28 protein-coding genes are annotated in these 21,241 nt (G+C 43.4%); 1 reads left to right on the top strand and 27 read right to left on the bottom strand.

Translation table 11 applies throughout. From position 1 onward, the window contains the following. Positions 1-3 precede the first annotated feature (3 nt). The 23 genes from ACR65F_RS12825 to ACR65F_RS12715 all read right to left on the bottom strand — a co-directional run bounded on the left by ACR65F_RS12825 (position 4) and on the right by ACR65F_RS12715 (position 15,785). Positions 4-210, bottom strand: coding sequence for a hypothetical protein (locus ACR65F_RS12825; RefSeq protein ID WP_440504642.1), 207 nt, complete (start codon positions 208-210; stop codon positions 4-6). 116 nt (positions 211-326) lie between these two features. Further along, on the bottom strand, positions 327-779 hold the full coding sequence (locus ACR65F_RS12820; RefSeq protein WP_440504641.1) for a tail assembly chaperone: 453 nt from the start codon (positions 777-779) through the stop codon (positions 327-329). A 70-nt stretch (positions 780-849) separates the two neighbouring features. Continuing rightward, positions 850-1,374, bottom strand: a complete 525-nt coding sequence (locus ACR65F_RS12815) for a phage major tail protein, TP901-1 family (RefSeq protein WP_440504640.1) — start codon at positions 1,372-1,374, stop codon at positions 850-852. An 11-nt stretch (positions 1,375-1,385) separates the two neighbouring features. Further along, entirely contained in the window at positions 1,386-1,787 is a 402-nt protein-coding gene (locus tag ACR65F_RS12810) for a DUF3168 domain-containing protein (RefSeq protein ID WP_440504639.1), read from the bottom strand. A 4-nt stretch (positions 1,788-1,791) separates the two neighbouring features. Further along, positions 1,792-2,217 (bottom strand): HK97-gp10 family putative phage morphogenesis protein, encoded by a 426-nt coding sequence (locus ACR65F_RS12805; protein WP_440504638.1) that lies wholly within the window; start codon positions 2,215-2,217, stop codon positions 1,792-1,794. Continuing rightward, the gene (locus ACR65F_RS12800; protein WP_440504637.1) at positions 2,217-2,537 is read right to left on the bottom strand and encodes a phage head closure protein; all 321 of its coding nucleotides are present in this window, start codon (positions 2,535-2,537) and stop codon (positions 2,217-2,219) included. The genes ACR65F_RS12805 and ACR65F_RS12800 overlap by 1 nt, the downstream gene beginning before the upstream one ends. After that, positions 2,524-2,880: a phage head-tail connector protein gene (locus ACR65F_RS12795; protein WP_440504636.1), complete on the bottom strand. Its 357-nt coding sequence runs from the start codon at positions 2,878-2,880 to the stop codon at positions 2,524-2,526. Before ACR65F_RS12795 ends, ACR65F_RS12800 begins: the two co-directional genes overlap by 14 nt. Before the next feature lie 9 nt (positions 2,881-2,889). Beyond that, entirely contained in the window at positions 2,890-3,189 is a 300-nt protein-coding gene (locus ACR65F_RS12790) for a hypothetical protein (protein ID WP_440504635.1), read from the bottom strand. A gap of 26 nt (positions 3,190-3,215) precedes the next feature. Beyond that, positions 3,216-4,100, bottom strand: coding sequence for a phage major capsid protein (locus ACR65F_RS12785; protein ID WP_440504704.1), 885 nt, complete (start codon positions 4,098-4,100; stop codon positions 3,216-3,218). A 124-nt stretch (positions 4,101-4,224) separates the two neighbouring features. Beyond that, positions 4,225-4,809, bottom strand: coding sequence for a DUF4355 domain-containing protein (locus ACR65F_RS12780; RefSeq protein WP_440504634.1), 585 nt, complete (start codon positions 4,807-4,809; stop codon positions 4,225-4,227). Between the two features lie 440 nt (positions 4,810-5,249). Then, positions 5,250-6,272 (bottom strand): phage minor head protein, encoded by a 1,023-nt coding sequence (locus ACR65F_RS12775; RefSeq protein WP_440504633.1) that lies wholly within the window; start codon positions 6,270-6,272, stop codon positions 5,250-5,252. Next, the gene (locus ACR65F_RS12770; RefSeq protein ID WP_440504632.1) at positions 6,269-7,630 is read right to left on the bottom strand and encodes a phage portal protein; all 1,362 of its coding nucleotides are present in this window, start codon (positions 7,628-7,630) and stop codon (positions 6,269-6,271) included. Before ACR65F_RS12770 ends, ACR65F_RS12775 begins: the two co-directional genes overlap by 4 nt. Before the next feature lie 9 nt (positions 7,631-7,639). Next, positions 7,640-8,839 (bottom strand): PBSX family phage terminase large subunit, encoded by a 1,200-nt coding sequence (locus ACR65F_RS12765; protein WP_440504631.1) that lies wholly within the window; start codon positions 8,837-8,839, stop codon positions 7,640-7,642. Continuing rightward, positions 8,814-9,650, bottom strand: coding sequence for a terminase small subunit (locus ACR65F_RS12760; protein WP_440504630.1), 837 nt, complete (start codon positions 9,648-9,650; stop codon positions 8,814-8,816). Before ACR65F_RS12760 ends, ACR65F_RS12765 begins: the two co-directional genes overlap by 26 nt. Positions 9,651-9,750: 100 nt before the next feature. Then, positions 9,751-10,191: a hypothetical protein gene (locus ACR65F_RS12755; protein ID WP_440504629.1), complete on the bottom strand. Its 441-nt coding sequence runs from the start codon at positions 10,189-10,191 to the stop codon at positions 9,751-9,753. Between the two features lie 155 nt (positions 10,192-10,346). Further along, complete coding sequence (locus ACR65F_RS12750) at positions 10,347-10,952, bottom strand: BA5345 family protein (RefSeq protein WP_440504628.1); 606 nt, start codon at positions 10,950-10,952, stop codon at positions 10,347-10,349. A 197-nt stretch (positions 10,953-11,149) separates the two neighbouring features. After that, positions 11,150-11,563 carry a DUF722 domain-containing protein gene (locus ACR65F_RS12745; RefSeq protein ID WP_440504627.1) on the bottom strand — a complete coding sequence of 138 codons (414 nt, stop codon included), beginning with the start codon at positions 11,561-11,563 and terminating at the stop codon, positions 11,150-11,152. A 142-nt stretch (positions 11,564-11,705) separates the two neighbouring features. Continuing rightward, positions 11,706-11,921 (bottom strand): hypothetical protein, encoded by a 216-nt coding sequence (locus tag ACR65F_RS12740; RefSeq protein ID WP_440504626.1) that lies wholly within the window; start codon positions 11,919-11,921, stop codon positions 11,706-11,708. Beyond that, positions 11,921-12,319 carry a RusA family crossover junction endodeoxyribonuclease gene (locus ACR65F_RS12735; protein WP_440504625.1) on the bottom strand — a complete coding sequence of 133 codons (399 nt, stop codon included), beginning with the start codon at positions 12,317-12,319 and terminating at the stop codon, positions 11,921-11,923. The genes ACR65F_RS12740 and ACR65F_RS12735 overlap by 1 nt, the downstream gene beginning before the upstream one ends. Then, positions 12,316-12,621 (bottom strand): MazG-like family protein, encoded by a 306-nt coding sequence (locus tag ACR65F_RS12730; RefSeq protein WP_440504624.1) that lies wholly within the window; start codon positions 12,619-12,621, stop codon positions 12,316-12,318. The genes ACR65F_RS12735 and ACR65F_RS12730 overlap by 4 nt, the downstream gene beginning before the upstream one ends. A gap of 307 nt (positions 12,622-12,928) precedes the next feature. Next, on the bottom strand, positions 12,929-15,148 hold the full coding sequence (locus ACR65F_RS12725) for an AAA family ATPase (RefSeq protein ID WP_440504623.1): 2,220 nt from the start codon (positions 15,146-15,148) through the stop codon (positions 12,929-12,931). A 131-nt stretch (positions 15,149-15,279) separates the two neighbouring features. Further along, a complete protein-coding gene (locus ACR65F_RS12720) occupies positions 15,280-15,519 on the bottom strand; it encodes a hypothetical protein (protein WP_440504622.1) in 240 nt (79 codons plus the stop codon). A gap of 140 nt (positions 15,520-15,659) precedes the next feature. Beyond that, positions 15,660-15,785, bottom strand: a complete 126-nt coding sequence (locus ACR65F_RS12715; protein ID WP_440504621.1) for a hypothetical protein — start codon at positions 15,783-15,785, stop codon at positions 15,660-15,662. Positions 15,786-15,896: 111 nt separating this feature from the next. Between ACR65F_RS12715 and ACR65F_RS12710 the strand changes: the two genes are divergently transcribed. Continuing rightward, complete coding sequence (locus tag ACR65F_RS12710) at positions 15,897-16,331, top strand: immunoglobulin-like domain-containing protein (protein WP_440504620.1); 435 nt, start codon at positions 15,897-15,899, stop codon at positions 16,329-16,331. A 218-nt stretch (positions 16,332-16,549) separates the two neighbouring features. Here the strand turns inward: ACR65F_RS12710 and ACR65F_RS12705 are convergent, their stop codons facing one another. The 4 genes from ACR65F_RS12705 to ACR65F_RS12690 are packed head-to-tail and all read right to left on the bottom strand — an operon-like array spanning position 16,550 to position 21,184. After that, positions 16,550-18,127 (bottom strand): DEAD/DEAH box helicase, encoded by a 1,578-nt coding sequence (locus tag ACR65F_RS12705; RefSeq protein WP_440504619.1) that lies wholly within the window; start codon positions 18,125-18,127, stop codon positions 16,550-16,552. Positions 18,128-18,148: 21 nt separating this feature from the next. Continuing rightward, complete coding sequence (locus tag ACR65F_RS12700) at positions 18,149-18,736, bottom strand: hypothetical protein (RefSeq protein ID WP_440504618.1); 588 nt, start codon at positions 18,734-18,736, stop codon at positions 18,149-18,151. 25 nt (positions 18,737-18,761) lie between these two features. Then, on the bottom strand, positions 18,762-19,868 hold the full coding sequence (locus tag ACR65F_RS12695; protein WP_440504617.1) for an ATP-binding protein: 1,107 nt from the start codon (positions 19,866-19,868) through the stop codon (positions 18,762-18,764). After that, positions 19,868-21,184, bottom strand: a complete 1,317-nt coding sequence (locus ACR65F_RS12690) for a coiled-coil domain-containing protein (RefSeq protein WP_440504616.1) — start codon at positions 21,182-21,184, stop codon at positions 19,868-19,870. Before ACR65F_RS12690 ends, ACR65F_RS12695 begins: the two co-directional genes overlap by 1 nt. Between the last annotated feature and the right edge of the window lie 57 nt (positions 21,185-21,241).

The raw sequence follows: 21,241 nt of genomic DNA, 5'->3' as shown, positions 1-21,241 counted from the left end.
TTTCTAGCTCATGTTTGGTTTATAGCTCCTCATAGCTGCCTGCGCTTTCTTGTAGCGTTCAAGATTCAACTCCACAGGTTGAGCAGGTGTGATTAGGTCTTTACGAGCTTTTTCAGCATCGTAAATATCTTTCAATTTCACACGCTTCTTACGCTTAACTTTTGCGGTAAAGATTGCTGAAATAGCACTCAATTCATATGAGTCAATCACGCGGAGTTGTGCACCTTTGGTAAAGTTCCTAAACTCTCGAGGAGTCCAGGAATAGATGAGATCCGTATCATACACACCCAACAGGTGGGCGGCATCGATTAATAGTTGGTCGTAATCTATTCTGTCAGTTCGTTTCGAGCGTCCACCATCATGTTGTACATTTTCAGATTGTCCGCTTTTTCCTCGTCCGTCACGCCCGACTCTTTCATCATTTCGAGATTCTTCCAGAAACTCTTGGCTTGTTTTTTGTAAAACCCCGATTCATCTACCGCTTTAAACGCTTCGCGGAATAACTGATCTGCGTCGCCATCCTCTTCAATGCGTTGTTCAAGTGCTTCTTCGATGTCCTCTAGTGACGGCTTCTCTTTTTTGAGATATTCAAGCGCGCAGTCCCAAAAAGCAGGAAGGTGTTTTGTGGATGATTGGAGCAAATGCATGTACAGCGACATAAACCCTCCTGTTTCATTCCCATTAGCATCCGCTTCGTTGTATTTCGAGTCTGCTAATCGGTCGAACTTAAACGTGCATTTACCTTCGTAATCTTTACCTTTGATTGTTAAAATCGCCATCTATATTTTCCTCCTAGTAAATTCGCATTTGTGGTATTAAAAAAGAAGAGCAGGTTATCCCTGCCCTCCATTACGGTCCTGGTGGTGCCGTTTGCTGGTCAGGGAACTCGCCCGTAGACGCGCCTGGCGCTTCAAATCCATATCGCGCAAAATCAATCATTTCCGCAGGTAGCGCATCGATTTCACCCTCTTGGGAAGAACCGATAACCTGTACAGTTGCTGAAATCTCTACAAAGCCATCTTGTGCAGCTGACTTCTCCACTGATTCCACAATGCCGTATGCAAAGACAGCGTCATGCTTTTCCGTAGAATTGAGGTTGATATCAACTTCCCAGATTTTGATTTGCTTCTTGTTCCTGATCGCATCAAGGACTGCTTTCTGTCCGGGGTCACCTGTCTCGCCGTAAGCTGTTAACTCGAATGACTCACTGTTCTGTCCGTAACCAACAATGCGGCCAAACTTAGTTGATTCATCGAGCACATCATTTTCAATGGAATAGCTGTTTTCTGTAAGATTCCCGATCAACAAACCTTTTGCAGCTAGTGCTGCATCCGTGGACTGAACTAAGAGAATCGTATCTTTACCTTGTTGCATCTATATCACTCCTAATTGTTTTGTATGGTGTATTTCATCGTCAGTACGCCGTGCTTGATACGTGGGTCTGCATCATCGAATACTCGCATTGAGCTCACTTCTACTTTTTGTATCGCAAAACCATCCAGATTCATTTTCATAGCAAGGGAAGCAAGACATAGATTCAATATGTCAATCGCTTCTTTCTTGCCGTTATAGGTTGACCAGCCATGTATGACGATGGACAATTCTTCTCCGAACTTCTGCTTTGTCTCAAACGGAAGCATGAACGGCTCGGAAATTGTGATATATGGGAATTCCTGCCCTTCATTCACGGAATCAAAAACCCCCGTCACTTTAGCAGTGAGCGAGGGATTGGATGTGAGATTCTGAAATATTCCTTTTTGTAGTTCGAACATTGCCGTTTGAACCATCTTGTCACCTGCCTATTTTTCGCATTTCTTTTCGGAAGTGCCGCTGCCCCTTCTCTATAGCTGGGTCCCAGAAAGGTTGGGGCTTCATCCCTTCGGTAGTCACGAATCGACCGAGCTTGTCAGAGTAGTATGTCCACGGCGTTTTACGACCATTACCCTCAACAGCATAAATACCAGTCCCGTACTCAACGTAAATGGCATAATTCGCGGTAACTCTGACAATGGCAGTCATTCCTCCTGGAACAATTTCGACCTCGATTGAATCTCGTAGGTTTCCATCATCCACAGGCGCCATTACCTTCGCATTGTTCATTATGATATACGCGGTTTCGGTGATAATCCGTTTAACATCATCTATAACGCTATCTCCGTATTTTTTAAGAGCATTAGCCAAAGCACGGTTACCAACCTTGACGTTATTCCCTGCCATTATGGCACCAACTTAAGCGGAACCTTCATGATTTCATGTTGTCCGCCCTGATCTGGTGGCTTACCAATGAGCTCATATATCTCACCTTCGAAAGTGCATCGCATTTTCTCGTTAACATCAGTTCGATATGGATAGTAAAGGTTACGGTCAAGTGGAGTTTGTAACTGCATGGCTTGGAATATCTCTCGGCTGGAAGGAGTGTCCATGAAACCGGATATTGTGAGCACGTCCGACCATTCCTCTACATAGCCACCTCCACCATCAGACACCTTCTTAAACGACTGAAATGTCACTGTATGTGGATACTCATCTTGAAGCATGGAACTTCACCTTCCTGTATGGCTTCAGGAAATCTTTTAGCTCGTTCGGAACTGAATGGTCATACGAATAAGAGACAGAACCCATCGACCGAGCCGATAAGCCTGTCTTCATTGTGTTGCGTTCAATTGCCTTGGCCAAGTAAATTTTCACGCCACCTGGTATGCGTAATGTGCCGTCTGTTTGGATATTGAAGTTGTTGTTCGTGTAAGCCATCACCGATTCAAGCAGAAGAGGGAGCATGGTTTGAATGTATTCGTTTTTCGATGTATCAGTTACCGGAATTCCAAGAATCCCTTTGATTTCATCCACATCTGCTTGAGAAGGTTTGAATACTACGTCCATTCATACCACCTACTCTCCGAGGATTAGATCGATTAAATCCTCTTTTTTCGCTTTCGCATCGAACTCGATTTCTTCTTTATCCAAGAATGCTTTCAAGTCGTCATTTTTGACGGCTTCAAGTTCTTCACGGGATGACTGGAAGTAATCAACTTCTTCAGGGTCATTCACTACCTCGACCTCACCGTCCGATAACTTGTACCCTTGATGCACATACACCACATCGAAAGCGCGCTGTGTCACCTTGTGCGCTTTGCCGTTAGCGTCTACAACGTTCACTAAGCTGTCAGACGCTTTGCTGTATTTAGTCATTTCATTTTCCTCCTAACAAATTTGTATTATGGTCCAGGAACAACAGGAGTCAACGCACCGAATGCTTCCGGCTTCACGTTCATGTAACCGATGTGCATCGTGGCACGAAGCGCGAACATATCACGTTCAAATAGGTTGATAGGCTTTCCATCTGAACCTACAACAGAAGATAACTGTGCATCCTCTGAGATAGCATATTCGATGCCCTGGAGAATACCGTAGCGTGCATAATCCCAATCACCCATCAATGCAGCGGCTTTCGTCTTGTCCCATGCTTCCGGCTTTGCATACGCAACAGGCAAGCCCTCTACGTTGTTCAAATCCGTATACAGTCGAGCGTGGTTAGGATCCTTAGCTGTACGTAGGTTTTGCTTGAATGCGTTCGTAGTTGCGAGCGCATCAGGGTTAAATCCATCCGCTTCAATCAATGCCATAAGCGAGAAGATGTCATCCTGCAAGTTGGCACCTGTTCCCAGTGCGACAGAGTTTCCCGCATCCGTAGCACCTGTAAAGATGGCTTTACCACTCCCGTGTGTAGCGAATGGAGAGTTTGTCCCGAATAGTGCAGCAATGTCGAATGTCTCGTGAAATGCTTCAGCAATTAGCGGCTTTACTTCGTTGAAGAATTCTTTCGCTGTATAACGCAAGAATTCTTTCGAGAATGGGATGATGACACCGAGCTTTTCAGCAGTCATAGAAGCCTGTAGCCATTCAACCTTAGAAGTCTTGATTACTTCTGTTTCAGATACCCAATAAGCACCGGCACCTTTTGCTTTAAACGAGAAGTTTTTCTTCGGTGCGGTCATCGACTCATTCTTAGCAAGCTTCATGACTGTGGAACCCTTGATAACATCCTCGATAATTAAGCCGCCTTGTTCTTCAGGGATCTTCCCTGTCTTCACATCTGACATAAGAACGTGATCCGGTGTATACGTTTGTTTTGCAAAGTGCTGGATGTTGAGTGTCAACCATCCCTTTTTGTTAAGTTGCGGTTTAAATGATTTTTTCATTTTCAATAGTCTCCTTCTGGTTTCTTTAGTTTTGATTGCGGATATTGTGTTCCGCTGCCATGTCCTGAATGGACTTGATTGTACTTGGTGAACCATTGCCGCCTGAATTTACGTTTCGACCATTCTCCTTGAACTTGCCGTCTACTGATGCTTGCACAGCCTTGTTATAGACCTCTTCCAACTTCGAAAGATTAGCAGTCGTTTTCTCTTCGTCATCGCTTACAAAGTAGTCCAGCAGGTCAATTGGCAATCCTTTGTCCGTTGCTGTCTTGATCGCTTGATTCATCTGCTTCTCACGATTTCGAGCTTTCTCTGAGTCCTCGAATTGCTTCTTCAGCTTTTCAAGTTCGATTTCAGCAGGGGATTTGTCCGGATTCAGCTTTTTGACTTCCGCTTCTACAAGAGTGTCTAGATTGTTCGCTTTCCATGTATCTAACGCCTTGCTATGATGCTTGTCTTTCTCTGCATCAATGACACTCCGTACATCTGCATTGACCGACCGCACCAACGCAACGTCCTCTTTTTCCAACGCTTTATAAATGTGGGATTCAAGAGCCGCCTTGTCGCCACTTTCCACCAATGTTTTTAACTGTTCAATATCAATTTTCAATGTAATTCCTCCTTTGCCCACCACACGCTAAAAGCCCATGGAACGCATAATAAATAAGCCTTTTATGTTGTCATGCTCAGGACAAGCGTTATCGCGTTTATAGTCTGTTACGCATCGACTGGTGCAATGACGGATGCACGAACCGAGATAACGGATCACTTCCTTTCGGTTGTGTCGAACTTTGTCGATAAGATAGCGTTTACTCTGTTAAAATACCGTGTTATCTTTAAATTGGTAATTGAAGAGAGGACAGGCCGCTCCGATATTACATAAATATCCTAAAAACCTGAAATCCTCCTCTCTTCAAGGAGGTGTGGTTATGGAAATCCATATCAAAATTTCCAGTGACTTAGTAATTAAAGCTATTACTACAGTAGCGGCAATTCTCCTCTTCCTTTAAGGAAGGGGATTTTGTTTTTTTATAACGCAGTATCCACTGATCACCGTTTTCTCAACCACTGGTCATAGCTCACATAAGGAATCACACGACTAGGCGGAGTTATCTCATTCTGTGCTTTCTTCAACGCCTGCTTGTATGTCATATCATCGTCATACATGAGTTGGTCAATCTTATCCGCAAGTCTCTGCTGATATTTATCATCCATGTAATCTCGTTCGCGGCGTTGTTCAGGGAGCTTACCGTTCACCTTCATGATTATCTGGCACCGGCATTGAATAGAAAGTGCAGCAGAGTCCGGACCTACCCACAAGCGAGGAGCAACCGTCTTATTCGCTTTGTAATGGAATAAACCATCCTTGTCCGCTTCCTTGCCATCCAGCTGTCTGTGCGTCATACGGACACGATGGTCTAGCATAGACGCCCACACCTTTGTCATCTTCACGTATTCAGAAGCTTCCTCCATTACGTTTTCGGCTGCAATCGAACGAGAGCGGCCTGCTTCAGTCCGGGCAACCAGTCGCGCTTTCTTGGATGCAAAGCCTACTTGCTTCTCAATCCTCTTCGCAATGGTTGCGTATCCCTCGCCGGCAATCAGTCCCTGCGCTATCTCAATATTGATTTTCCTCACAATATCGTTCCTGTGTTGCTCCATGATTTTTGAGAGAGTTAAGAACTCAATGGGGTTCAGCAAGACTTGTTTAATAGTGGGAAGAGAAGGAATCGAGAAGCCCATCTCTGTACCGTCTGTAACTGCCATATCGACCAGATAAGCGGTCATAAGGTATTTGGTTACGTATTGCTGTTCAACCGTCTCCTGCATCACCTTCACAATGTGGGAGTAATCCTTGGATAGCGTATCGGCTATCAGCTTCATTTCCTTCTGGAATCGATTGTGCTTGTTTAGATCTGTAAACGACAGTTCACCGTTCTTTTCGTGTTTCCTGAACATCTCGGAAACCTGAAAGAGAATTGTTTTTAATCGTTTAGCGAAGACTTTCTCCAAATCGCTTTCTGCCTTTGCCAGTAAATCATTCAGCGCTGCTTCAATATCGAATTGGTTCATTCTTCATCATCTGCCAACGGCTCTAAGGTGGGTCCGACTTTCAATGTGTCCTGTTCCATCTCATCCAGTTCGTATTCAACATCATCCACCTGAGAGAACAATCCGAGTCGCGTCTTCTCACTCACGAATCCTTTAAGCTGTGATTGCACCTGTGCTTCTTCTAGGAGATTGACAGGGAGATTACGCTTGAACTGGTAGAACACCTTGAGGTAATCATCTTTCCCGATGCTTTTCCGCTTTGCCCAGGCACTAAAAATAACCTTGAATTGATAGCGCAGAGAGGAGACGTATTTACGTTCCATCGTCGTACACTTCGCTTCCAAGGCTAGTAACTTATATTTCATCGCCACTCCACTCACTTGACCACCGAATGATTCATCGGTGAAGTTGACTGACTTAGCAAATCGGAGAATATTGTCTTCCAATCGGTTTAAGTGATTCTCAATCATCTGATCGTTGATATCTTTCGTGAGATAGGAGACATCGTCATCTTTCTCGAAGAGTTCGAACATCCCTGACTTCTTCACGTCTCTTAGCGTCTCTTCATCAGCGCCTAAGCCTTTAAGAATGAGGTAGGCAAGTCTATACTGCTCAATCTCATTGGAAGCATCGGAGAGGGTTCTGTCGTATGCGTCAATCAGTGACAATACCTTTTCCGCATCACCTTTCAGCTCAAGATTGTTCGCTAACCCGAATAACGGATTGAAGTCGAATACATGCGGCACCACATCTTTCTCCACAAACGACGAACCATTGCTTTGCTCGTAATAGTGAATGTAGATATCATCGTAAAATTCAGCGTATACCGTTTCGTCCACTGTGTAATAACGCAGAGAATAAGCCGGCTCGTGGATATCCTCATCGATAAAAACTACTTCCCACGGGTCTATATTCTTCAGTCGCTCATCGCCCTCTTTGCAGATATAGGCTAATCGAGCAGCCTTACCGCAAATAGCGGCCATCTTCCCATATTCAGAATCGATATCTTCTGTATTATTGCGGAGGATAAACGTGTCGATCTCTTTCTTTAATGCCGCGTCCTGGATGTCCAGGTTATAGCCAATCGGATGGCCGAACATGTAGCCAACCTTCGTGTCCACGATATCCACATCAAATGCGTTATTGAGTCGGTTATCTACTTTGTCATCGATTCGTGTGACATGGGCGTTCCCACCAGTCTCGAAATCCTCGTGAACCAGAGAAGGACGCGTGAATATCTTCGGACCGTCTAGGTCTGCTTTGTAGCGCTGATACAACCCTTTCATCCGGTTGTAGTCTTCCTGGTGTGCTTCTATGATTTTAGCGATTAGATCAGGAGTGATTCCCTGTTGGTCTATCAGCTTTTTAAAATGGAGCAATGGCTTCACCTACCTTGTTTTTCGTCTTTTCGGTTTCAAGTGCGTATATATCGCATAACGTAATGCGTCTAGGACGTCATCCCATAATTTAACGGGTTCTCCAGTCGTTGAATTCCATACGTACATAAATATTTCTTTTTTGAAACGATCCACCTTATCGCTAACTACCTTAAGCTTTCTTAATTTAAACAGTCGTGCCACTTCTTCAATTCCGGAAACGACAGCTTTGTCAGCATCAAATGCACGAATACCTTCCCTGCGGAATCTTACTTTATGTTCAGGACGCGCTGTATCACAATAGAAATTGATATTTCCATACCTCGCTTTGATATCTTTCGCTACGACCACCCAGTAATCAATTTCCTCGTGTTGTCTTGCATGCTCTTCAACCAAATAAATATCACCTTGATCATCTTCAGCGAGAACTACAATGGATCCATAGTGTTCATAACCCCAGTCAACTCCAGCCCAATAGCGAACAAAATTAAGTTTCTCGGCCTCTTCTGAAGTAATGTAATGAACATGCTGATCGAAGTCCTTATAGATAACACCTTCAGCTGCAACCCATTGCCCTTTAATATCCCTATCCGTAAACATTCCGGATGGGGTAGAAGCGACAATACTCTCAACATACTCAGGGTCAAGGAAGATATTGTCGTACAACGTAAAATGGAACGCTCTGATATTCAGGCGTCCGCTGTCTAAGGTCTGTCCATCCTTGTCTATATAATCCTCTTTTACAGGATGTCCTGGATTCTCAGGGTTGGTATCGATGATTATGCGTGCGCCTTTGTATGAACAACGAGAAATGACTTCTTTCACGAACATGTCATGTAATGCTGTTCCTTCATTCAAAAAAGCGCCGGCAGCTGTAAAGCCCCGCGCTTTCTTCCATGAATCTGATTTAGATCCATCAAAAACATATATCTTGTTTCCGAATAGTTGAAAGGAGTTCTTTTTATCTAACTTAATGTCGCGACCGATAATCTTCTCCATATCATCCAAGATGTTTCTCCATATAGATGAGTAAGTCGCTCCACCAAGGATAAAGGCAAGTCCCTCTCCCTCGTATTTCGCTACATGAGCTAAAAATAGCAACAAAGCCACGTGAGTTTTACCCGCACGCTTTGCACCACTCATAATCAATATCTTCGGGTCTTCTGTGCGGACGCTCTCTACAACCTCAATCTGCTTTGGCGTTAATTCCATTGACTAACCCCCTTAAAGCAGCAGCTACATCTTTCTCGGCTTCGTTGTCATCCGCGCTGTTTAGTTTCTCAATTTCCGCTTTGAGTTTCTGGACTTTTAATTGGTCCATAGACAACAAACGCTTATCTAGTTCCTGCATTGCCTTGTGCTTATCGTAAAGCTTGATAGACACTCCATCGCGCCCCTGCTTGATCTCCTGAATCATCGTCCCGTCTACTTCTGTATAGTCCTTGAACTCTACAAAAGAAACTGTCCGTGTCTCGGGTTTACCCTCTGAATCAAGAAGAGGTTCTCCTTCCGCATCATACTCAGGGACCTCTCTAGTTCCGAATGCAAGGAAGTCTGTTATATCAGCAAAAGCCATTTTCAAATACTCTCTTGCAATGTCTGTAGCATCTAAAAACAGTTCACTCTGCATTTCCGCTTTTAACCTACGAATTTCCTTTTCGATACTAGGTTTTACCAGGGTGCGATAACCCTCCACATTCGCCACCGAGTAACTGCAATCATATGCCTTCTGATACGCCTTGGTCGCATTGAAGCATTTAATGTAGTAAAGACAAAAAAGCCGTTGCTTATCAGTTATGTCAACCGACTCTACAACAGGCTCGAATTCCTCTTTTTTCGTTGCAACGTTTTTCTTGCGTTGCGTTGTAGGCGTTGCATTGCGTTCTACATTTCCGCGCTGCCATTTCTCGCGATTCTTTCGACTTCGGATTGTTGAATCTTTCAGTCCGTGTTTTTCTGCTAATTCTTTGAATGATATATCACTGGCTTCCCATTCGTTCTGGATTTCTTCCCAATTTGTCATCTACATCACTTCCGCCTCCTGTACTCTATAATTTCTAAATCACCCCACTTATGCTAATCGCTTCGTTTATTTGCATTAAAAAAACACCTCCATAGAGATGTCAGTTAAATAATCCTACTATCCAATCCCATGCACCGACTACTGCTAACAACCCTACGATGAAGATAACGACAAGTAAAGGTATTGCTAACCACAATGATAGTCCCATCACTAAAACGTCAGATGCTCTAAAACGTTTAACGGGAGCGTCAGTCTTAGGGCTTGCTTTCTTTTCTGCGAACTTCGCTTTATTCTCTTCGTGTTGTTCTTTGAATTCGTTTTTCGATTCTGCAAACTTTGTTTTGAATTCATCTTTCACACCTGTGAAGTCAGGTGCTTTGATCGACTGCAAGTCTTCTTTCACTTTCGCCTTGCTTTGATTCCACTGTTTCTTGTTTTCGGCATGTTGAGCTGCTCGTTTTTCTTTATCAGCTTGCATGCCTTCTTTGAATTTAGCATTATTCTCTTTCAGTGTTTCACGAAACGACTTTGTTTCTGCCATTCAAATCCCTCCGCATCCATTTGATACCATGTTACAGGATACGCATTAGTTTGAAAAGTCATTCAAAATAAAACCGCAGAGAGAATAAGAAAAGCCACACCCGATTGGATGTGACTCAAACCCCTCAAGTATGGAAACTTTTCCACGAAGTTATCTTATTTATTTTTTGTGTCCTTAAATATATCTGTTTTCAAAAGTTTACTTTCGTTTAGTAAACTCACTCTAAAATTATTCAGATCAAAATGATAATGAGTGTAACTTAGAAAGGCGAAAGTAGCAAAGAAGCTTTCAATAAAAAATTTATATAAAATAAAATTATTATAGCCTTGGGTTAATAACACAATTAAATCAATTATCATGGTTACTGCCCATATAGATAATAAAGAACCGAAACCATGAATTACTGTTAAGTAGTATGCATGTCTTCCCGTTATATATTTTCTATCTTCCTCGTCTTTAACTTCTAAAATATAAAGATGCCATACATAACCTTCCTTGGAAGTATAACCCGCTGGATCTTTATATTTGTTTACTTCACGAAGTATTTCTCTAACACCAAAATAAACTTGATAAAACAAATAACCAACAACTATCCCCGACCATAACAATATCGCGGTTGTTAAAAACGCTATACCTAAACTCTCCTTTAGAAAGTTGTTTAGCAACGTAGGCTTATAATATATCAATGTTATCAAATTCGCTGCTATAAATAACCAACCAGGCACTCCCCATCTTAATATGTGCCTCATTTCAATATTCAACGCTTCATCCCCCGTTTCTTATGCCTCTTATCATATCTAATATGAATGGAAAAGAAAACCACCCACAATAAAGTGAGTGTTTTACGTCAGGGGTTTCTACACGCAATGGCGAGCGTGATCTTGTATGGAAGTTATCCACGTTACCATAATAACCCGGAAATTGACCCCGAAAGTCTCATAGTGGTATCAATTTAAAATTATCGCCATCCGAGCAACTCACCGACTGCTTGAATAATTTCATCACGCCAGCGGAACGCAGTGGCTCGACTGATACTGATTTCTTGTGCGATGCCTTCCCAACTCTTTAGTTGTGGCTTCGTCCAATATTTTAAACGGATTAGCTTTTTTCGGTTATCGTCACAAAGATTATATACATGTTCGATTGCAGAAGTAATACGCTCGTACTCTTCCAATTGTTTATCAGCAATCATCCTTGACACTACGCTTCCAGTCGGGTCGGATGGCAGATTGCTTTTCCCTCCAACCAACTCTTCATTAGATCCCGCTAGCAATTCTTCTCTACGTTGTTGAATCCGTTTTAGTGTTTCGTAGTAATCAAAAAACTCAGCTTCGATATGCTTCACAGTTCCCACTCGTAACTTTGTAGTCACTTCCCCACTCTCCTATCGTGTTCATGTAACAGCCGCCGGTCGTCCATATTTTCAAACGCCTCTCGTCTCCATCCCGTCCAGAGTACAAGTAAGGCTATCAATTCCTGCCGGTAGTCCTCGCTTAAAGTTTCAGACACAGTAACTACCCCCTTCCAGCGTATACTTCATCGAGCCAATCAAACATCATTGCCATTTGCAGGAGTGCAAGCTTAGCGTTGCCATGTCGTTCACAGATCTTTTCTGACGAAGCAATAATCCAATCCCAAAATGCTTTACTCTCCATGCCGTGTTCTCCAGCCTTTTGATTGACTGCATGGATCCACTCGATGACATCAGCGAAAAATTTTTCATAGTCCATCAGAGCGCCTCAATCTTGATATAGATTCCCGACATATCTGCCCAAAACTTTTCAGCAATCTCTGAAGCTACTAGCGCATCATCTGTCCAGAATCCCAAATCCGACATGCAGTCTTTCAGCAACTTTTGTAGGTTGTCTGTGTCAGGCTTGGTGTGCTTGTATTGGCCGTCTTTGTATTTTCCGGTAACAGGGAAGCACCACTTCGTAGTGAGCCGCACAGGACCCGTGTACTTCTTTCTAGGCACATGTTGACCTAAGTGAGCCGACAACTTCGCACGCGCTGCCTTCAAGTCTTCCGGTTCGTAGAATACTGGCTTGCCGTCCCTAACCGTTACCTGCTTTTGTTGATGCGTTGTAGTTGGAACCTTTTTCATAGGCATGAAGAATTCAGTCGTCATTCCAGATCAGCTTCTTTCACGAAAACGCCGTTCACCATCTTGCCTTTTCGATTCTGAATTTCGTCCATGGCTCGCTTCACGCAATCCTCAATATTTAAATCTAACTGTGTTGAAAGATTCGTCAGAACAACAACCATATCCCCGATGGCATCTTCCACTTCGTCCATATTGTTTTTTGCAAATCCTGCGCAAAGTTCACCATATTCTTCACCTAACTTCAAAATTTGCCCTCGCGGATCACCTGAATCTAATCCACGTTCAATAGCCCGTTTTCGAATACGTCCAATTTGTTCTTGCATCATTTTTAAAACCTCCATTATTTTACATTCTATTTTTCAGCTTTGAAATTTTGCATTGTCATGGAAAGAGAAAAGTGTGTGGCGGGCAGAGCTTAAGCCCACCACCTTTTTTCTCATGACCGTCAGGGAAGGGTAATTTACCTATACGTAGTATAGGGTTTTCCTTCCCTCGGAAATTCTCGAAAATCCTCGACTTTTTCCCTCACAGGGAAAGTAGGGAAAAGTATCGATAATTTCCCTAGAGAAGGAAAGGAAAATGTTCGACTTTTTCCCTGTTGAGGGAAAGGGAAAGTTCTCGACTTTTTCCCTCTTATTTTCTTCCGACTTGACCATCGTCTACCCAGAATCCTCCATGAGTTTTTATCCTATTTCTTACAGTTTTATCGGTCACGCCCATGAATTCAGCTAGTGCATCTACTGTTACATTCTCATCAATTGAGCACGCTTCATAAGCAGTTTCGAGTGCTTCCTTCTGTTCTTCTTTACGGTCCTTATTCGACTTCTTTTTATCGAAATTCTTCTTCCATGCTGGTCCTTCACCTTCAGGCTCAATGTCCTTCAAGCCACCTGTTTCGTCGACAACGTGAACCGGATAATCGAACCACATGTTAACCGCTTCAAACTTCGGATACTCTCGCAATGTCCCTTCTACTCTCCAAGCTGAGCGAATACGAACTTTCTGAACAGCTGCGTCTGCCTCCTTGTTGGCTGCATCCATATAATCAGGAATTGAACGTTTCGCGTGATCTACCATCGATGTGACAGACAGCAAATCATCTTGCGATACATGCTCGTCCAAGTAGTTGAAGTTATGAGTCTCCATGTACTTTTGATAGACAGCGCACATGGCTTTTCCTTCTTCTTGCTTCATGAGTGAATCGGTAAGCTCCAACTCTACTAAGTCAATCAATGCATCCGGGTCTCGAGCAAATACGCCAGAACCTGAAGCACGGTCCATCGACTTCTTGTTGCCTTGCGAACCTTTAGAGTGATGGTGACAGTAGATGACGCTTGAACCTAGCTCGGTACAAATCTTGTCAAACTGATTCGTGAAATGAGCCATCTGATCTGCGCTGTTTTCGTCACCAGTCAGAACTTTATAAATCGGGTCAATTATGACTGCGATGTAATTACTCTTTTGTGCACGCCTGATTAATTTAGGCGCAAGCTTGTCCATGGGTACAGACTTCCCACGTAAGTTCCAGATATCGATATTGGATAGATTGTCAGGCGGCCAACCTAGCGCCGTATACACGTCCTTGAATCGATGGAGACAAGAAGCGCGATCCAACTCCAAATTGACGTAAAGGATTTTCCCACGAGTACAATCCCAACTAAGCCACTTTCTACCTTCAGCCAATGCAATCGACAACTCAATGAGCGCGAATGACTTACCTGCTTTAGATGGTCCAGCCATCAGCATCTTGTGGCCTTGTCTTAGTAGTCCATGAATCAAAGGCGGTGCTTTTTCCGGCATATCATTCCAGAAATCAGTTAAGCTTTCAGGATCCGGTAAATCATCGTTGATTCCCTCAATCCACTCGTTCCACTCTTCCCAATTCGCTTTCCCAATGTTTGTATCAACAATAAACTGCTTTTTACCATTACGTTCAATGCCTGGCATACGGGACAGACGTGAAGGGTTTCTGTTTTGCGAATCAACGATGAAGCCGTTTTTCTTACAAACGTCATATAGGTAATCGACACGTTTCCGATACTCTGGATAATCAGCAGCATCTACGCGAACGATTGCGTGTAAACTCCGTTTTCCGCTGTGTACGAGACACGCGATAGGTAATTCTAATTCCCGTAATACCGCATTCTGCTTTTCAATTTCCATGCCGTCTGATTCAACTAAGGCATAACGAAATTCTGTGACGTTGTCATTCTTTACACCATTTCCATCAAGCGGGTTGAAGCGGATCCATGCTCCCGCTTTTTCGTTATAATCGCCAAGTACAGAGCCAATATCTCCATTGCTCTGAGACAGTAGTTCGATCAATTTTCCGGCTGTGCGATCAGACGCTCCCTTTGTCGGCTTATGAACTATTTCACCTGTCTTATCATCTGTGACCTCATAAGTTTCTGTTACATACCCAACGTTTTCAGTAGATTCGAAGAGTGCTTCTAAATATCGAGTCAATTCACGTACTGGATTCCAGGCAGACGGTTCTTTGATTTCTTTGCCTTCAATCCAGTTTTTGTCGATGACTACATAATCACCCGAGATTTCATCGTTCCAATCGAGCTCGTGATCTTCGCGCTGAGAACGTGGTTGCCAACCGTTATCTTTAGCCATCTGAGTAATCGTGGCACCGGTAACTGGTGAGCCGTTTCCTTCGAAGGAAGTCCACTTCTTGAAACATTCTCCCGCACGGTAACGGCTGTCACTCTCACTCCACTGGTCCCAGTCACTTGCTGTATATCCTTCGTGTTTCAATGCCATTCCTACGTTGACCCACTCTTGGTAATCCAAAGCGGCGGGATCAACGTAGGCTAGCAATTCAATAAGGTCTAATTTATTTTCCAATGAGATTACCCGCTTTCGTTAAGACGCTGCCATAATTGTATTTTTGATTTCGTTTGCTTTTTCAATATGAGAAACATCACCGGTTTGTAAATAGAAATGTACGTAAAGCGCGTAACGTTCGAATAGTTCGTTCATTCCATTTCTCCTTTCAGGGCTCGTGCCAGTAATGTGACCTCAACGATCTTTTTCCCGCAAGGTCGAATCGAGAGAATCATGGACACACGATAATCTGCACCGTTGATCGTCACTAGGCCGCCTTGCGACAAACTTAATTCATTGGCTTTGAAACGAACGACAAATGGTAGTGCTTTTTCTTTTGCCATTGCCATTGAATCAATCCCTTTCGATTGCCTGAGTATCTTCGCCTTCAATCAATTTTTACTCAATCTTCCAAACGCAAATCCGAAAACACCTAGCAAAATACCTCCAGCAATGAATGCAACTACTTCCGGCGTTGTTAAAATTGTCATTCTATCACCTTCCTTGTGACGCTTTGTCTTCGAAATACGTCCTATTCTTCTTCATCTTCAACAAGTATTTTTGCTGCTTCCCATTCAGCTCCACAAGAACCGCACACCGTATCCCCCTCATATGTTGACGGAAATCCTAAGTCGCAATATCTGCATTCATAGTGCATTCACTTCTCTCCTTTCTGTTAATGCGTAAAATCATCGGAATGAACATTAACAACTTTTCACTGTTTCCCTATCCAATTATTGGTACAATGAATGCGGGAGGTGTTTTAATAGTGAAAAAATATATTTTTACTGCTTTTTGTATTGCGTTGATACTTGTGTGTTTTACTTGGTACCAAGCAGATGATTCACATCTTAAGGAAGAAGCACCTTCTCAAAAAAGACCGGACTCGGAAAATGGTGTTACTATCAAAACTGAGAAAGCTGAATATCCAACATCAATTAAGAAAATCATTGTTAATATTCAAAATGACAGTAATCAAGTATACACAACAGGTACTCATGTATTTCTTGAAAAAAAAGTGCGAAATACTTGGTATAATGTGCCAATGAAATCTGAATTTTTCACACTAAAAGGGCTCATTCATCCACCGAATAAATTGTCATCCATAGTTCTTGATGTAGAGGGTCTAAAGTATAAACTAACCCCTGGAGAATATCGGGCTATTATTGATGGACTTGCTGCTCCGTTTGAAGTAGTAGAGTGAGAAAGAGCCAAGTTAGGCTCTTTTTTATTTATTAACAGAGCAAGTTGATGCACATTATCTGTCTGGCACGTCTTAATTTGAATATCCTTTCATTCCAACTCTCAATAAAGGAGAGAACGCCAACCGCTTGGTCTGTAGTAGTTGCGTGTCATTTAACGCACTCGTGAGCTCTTTCTCTCCTTAATAGAGAGTTGGAAGGTTATTCAAAGAACAGAACGTTATTCGCCCTTATATTCTTTCGGGTTAATACCTGCAGGGATTCTCCAACCACTTGCAGCGATTCGGTCAATCAATGACTTTGCACTATCAAACTTCCAACTCCCTACATGCTCGAATCCACGTTGCTCCAAAAATCGAATCTGCTTAGGAGTGGTCATGCCTTCTTCGCGGCGCTTGTCCAATCGATCGAGTAACTTAGTGGCTTTCCCTGCATTGTCGATTTCGTCCGGTAGGATACCGATCTTTTCTAATTGCTTTATCTGCTTATCAGACGGTGGCTCCATTTCCCACCCGAATGATGGAACGTAACCAGCCAAGTCCTCAGCTTGGATACTCATTTCGAATTGAAGCGGATCCACTAGCTTGCGTTTCCGTTTCTTCATTTCAGCCAGCTGTTTGGCAAGAGCTTCTTCACGTTGAGCCACGACATCTTCTGCAGCGGTTACTTCAACTACTTCCAAATCCATCGGAACGCCAGCTTCTTCAATCTGCTTGGTCATCGCCTTGGCAATCTCGTCATTTTCCGCAATCAGATGCGCTGGGTGACACAACTCATGGCGATCCGTATGCCACAAAAAATCGAGTAGCAATAATTCAGTTTTACCAGGATGTAGTCGGGTACCGCGCCCAACCATCTGGCTGTATAGACTTCTTACTTTTGTCGGTCGTAACACGACTACGCAATCAACACTTGGACAATCCCAACCTTCAGTGAGAAGCATAGAGTTGCAGAGGACGTTGTATTTATCGTTCTCGAAATCTTCCAATATTTCTGCGCGGTCTTTGGATTCACCATTGACCTCTGCAGCTCGAAAGCCTTTTGCATTCAAGATTTCTACAAACTTCTGACTGGTCTTAACAAGTGGAGTAAATACGACAATCTTTCTATCTGAAGCATTCTTGATCATTTCATCTGCAATTGATTCCAGATACGGATCCAGTGCATTTCCCAAGTCGCTCATTTTGAAGTCACCCGCCTGTTGTCCGACTGTCGATAAATCGAGAGTTAATGGAAGCGTTAACGCCTTAATCGGACTGAGGTAACCGGACTTGATTGCCTTGGGTAGCGTGTACTCATAAGCCATACTTTCAAAGTAAGAACCTAGGTTTCGCATGTCCCCTCTGTCGGGAGTAGCTGTTACACCCAACACATTTGCATCAAAATGATTTAACACACGTTGATAACCATCTGAAATGCAATGGTGTGCTTCGTCAATGATGATAGTATCGAAGTGATTTTCATCAAATTGATGAAGACGTTTTTCACGCATTAATGTTTGGACACTTCCAACGACAACACGGAACCAACTACCAATTGAAGTATGTTCTGCTTTTTCCGTTGCAGTTTTTAATCCGGTGGATTTTTCTAATTTATCTGCTGCCTGATCTAACAGTTCGCCCCGATGGGCAAGGACGAGAACACGCTCGCCCTGTTTCACTCGATCTTCAATCACTTTCGAGAATACGATTGTTTTACCGCAACCTGTAGGAAGGACGAGAAGCGTTTTCTTAACGCCCTCTCTCCACTCCTGTTGAATTGCCTGACGTGCTTCTTCTTGATAATCACGAAGTTCCATAGTTCAATCCTGCCCCTTTCGTTAAAACTGCCCCTGCGTATAGCCACCTTGCTGTGGTTGCGTCTGCCCAGCTGTCGGGAATGGAGCTTGGTTCTGTTGAACAGGTTGCTGTGGTTGTTGATACGTTTGTTGAGGCTGTTGTGCAGGTTGCTGATATTGCTGTTGTTGTGGTGCTTGGTAGCCTTGAGCCACTTCTGGTTTATAAAACTCTTTCACTTGGTTATTCGTTTTGTCTTCACCGCTGTTACTCTTATATTTATTGATTTCGAGTTTCAATCTGCCCGAGGCCCCTACAACTTGCCCCCAGTTCATACGAAGGGGCTCACCTTCTCTCTTTTGTCCGATCCCTATGAAGAAGTTAGATAACAAGCCTTCTGTTTTCGTGTGTAGAAATAAGTTATGAAAAACTGTAACTTCACCATGTTCAGCGGATTGTATTGCCAGTTCCAATTTCGCCTGATTACACGCAGGCATTTTCGCACTTCCTGAAAATCGTGCACGTTCCATTTTAGTTACTGTAAAGTTGTAGTCACCTTCGGGTAGAAGCGTAAAGCCTCCACCTTCTTTTACTATCTCGTCATCCCAACCTAATTCGCGTTCTTGTGACATTCTTGATCACTCCTAATTGTTATTTTTAAAACGGTAGATTTTCACGGTAGTCTAATACCATTTGATGCACTTGCGGCCAAGCGCTTACGAGCACACCTTCGATGAAACCAGGGTCGTAATTGACGATTGGTGTATCGATTGGGTAATAACCTTTTTGACCTACGACTACTTGGATATCCAATTCGCCCACTCCATGCTGTTGCATAAGATCTCGCAAGGAAGCAGGAATGTTTGGATCAAGCGGTTTCTGTTGTTCCTGCTGAGGTGCCGGTTGTGATTGCTGTACTGGCGCAGTAGGTGTCGATGTTGGTTGCTGTACTGGCTGTTCTATTGGTGCCGGCTGTTGCTGTGGAGCCGGATTAACAGGCTCTTGAATCACTGGCTGTTGTGTTGAAATCGATTGTTGTTGAACTTGTCCTGTTTCAAATACATGCGCAATCGCTCCATAATCAAGGGGCAACTCGTCAGGCAAGCCTTGTCGGTTCTTTGCGTCCCAGGCCGGATGGTGTGTCGTGTAGATCACACGTCGACCGCCTTGTGCTTTGTGTTTTTTCCCATGTTCATCAGCTGCGACACTGAATGTTTTATAATTTACAAAGAGCAACAAGTCAGCCCACTCTTTAACAAGTGGTGCTACCTTCTTCTCAAGCTTCAACTGGTACCGGTCATAGTTGCCCATTTCATCGGGTTGCTCAAATTTAACAATTTGACTGTGGGCTACTAGGACGACATGCATACCTAATTCCACAACATTAGATAATTTATTGAGAAAACGTCCGAACTCTTCGGACAAATACACATAGCCTTTCCCGTATCCGAAATCCTCGATGCCCTTTTTGCTTTGTTTCGAGCAAATGTCATTAGCGCATAGTTTTTCTGCCCAGTCCGCTGTATCAATAATCAGTGTTTTGTATGTTCCAATTTGATTTTTCGCCCAATCTACTTGCTGTTCGAGCATTTGCCAGCTCGATGGCTTTGGCAGACGATCTACTACTAGTTCAGTAGTAGAGCCTTCCACGTCAAGAAAAATCGGTTTCGGAAATTGTGCTGCAAGTGACGTCTTTCCGACACCTTCTGGACCATAGATTGCAACTTTTTTTGCTGTCTGCATTTTCCCACTGATAACTTGCATCAGAACTCACCTGCTTTCCACGTTGTAGGCTGTTGTGCTGGTGCCGCTTTTTCCTCGACTTGGCTTTCTACGATTGCTTGTCCAGCCACATAGCCGTCCTCGATAATGATGGAGCATTCTTCTCCAGTACTGACACGAGTAGCGATTGCCTGTAACCCCTCTCCTTCTAGCCATGTCCCAAATTCATTCAATGTTTCTAAATCCATCTGTTCCAATTTGTCTAGTAGGATAAAACCGCAGTCGGGCTTCAATTTTCTTACGATGGCAGTGGAAACACGTAACTGATCAGCGCCGGACATGTTGTCCCACTTCTGACTATTGAAGATTAACTCGCCGTCTTCGACCGACAATCCTTCAAGTGGAAGATTTGCATTTTGCAGCAAATCCGTTTTGCTCTTTCGAATATCTGTAATTTCTGCAGTCAACTTTTCGTACTGGACACGATATTCCGAAGCGTCCTGCTCAGCTTTGTCCTTATCGAGATTCGCACGGACTTTCCGATTGATATCATCGATCTGTTGGATATTCGCCTGTAGCTCCTCAGTCGATTCATCGTGTAGATTGATTGCAGATTTCTTAGCTGTCTCCAAGTCCTGCGATGTTTTCTGCAAATTACCTTCTGCGATTTGCAGCTCTTTACGTATCCTCTCGACTTCCCGTATTTGCTGGTCAAAATTATTCTGGATATACTGCACCTGCTCACGTTTACGTTGATTCTCACCATTCTTCGCAAGGATTGCTTGCTGTTGCTGAATAAGATCAGACGCAGAAATCAACTCTTTCGGTGCATCGTTATGGTAAGCCATTTCTTTCGCATACTTTTGTTTTTGGTCAGCAATCTGACCGATAGTTAAGCGTTTGTTATATGCTTCTTTCTCTACTTTCTCGAATTGAGCAAGTTGTTCGCCTACCCCGATAATACGAAGCAGGATGTTCGCTTTCTCCTGGTTCGACGCATTCATAAACTTTGGAAGATTAATAGCGAACTCTTCGACAAAGCTATTCAGCAATTGTTGACCGGCTTTCTCGCCATTCGGGTCTAATACCTTCAGTTCGCTGTTTTTACCTTTACGCTCAACCACCAATCCATTGGACAGCGTGATGTTGAGATAAGGTGGAACCATGCTTCCTTCTCGGTCTGCTTGGCTCGGCTTGTACTTATTGCCACCTAACCCCCAAGCGATAGAGTCCAGCACGCTTGTTTTACCTTGGTTATTTCTCCCACCAACGATTGTGAGACCGTTAGTAGTCGGCTCAATCTTGATGGCTTTGACACGCTTGACGTTTTCGATTTCCAACTTATTGATTTTAATCATTTGTCCAATTCCTCCCTCATACGTGGTAAACTGAATGTGTGTAATGTGTTAAGTGGC

This window comes from Sporosarcina sp. SAFN-010 (genome assembly GCF_059415065.1).
This window is presented reverse-complemented; position numbering and strand designations above follow the sequence as displayed.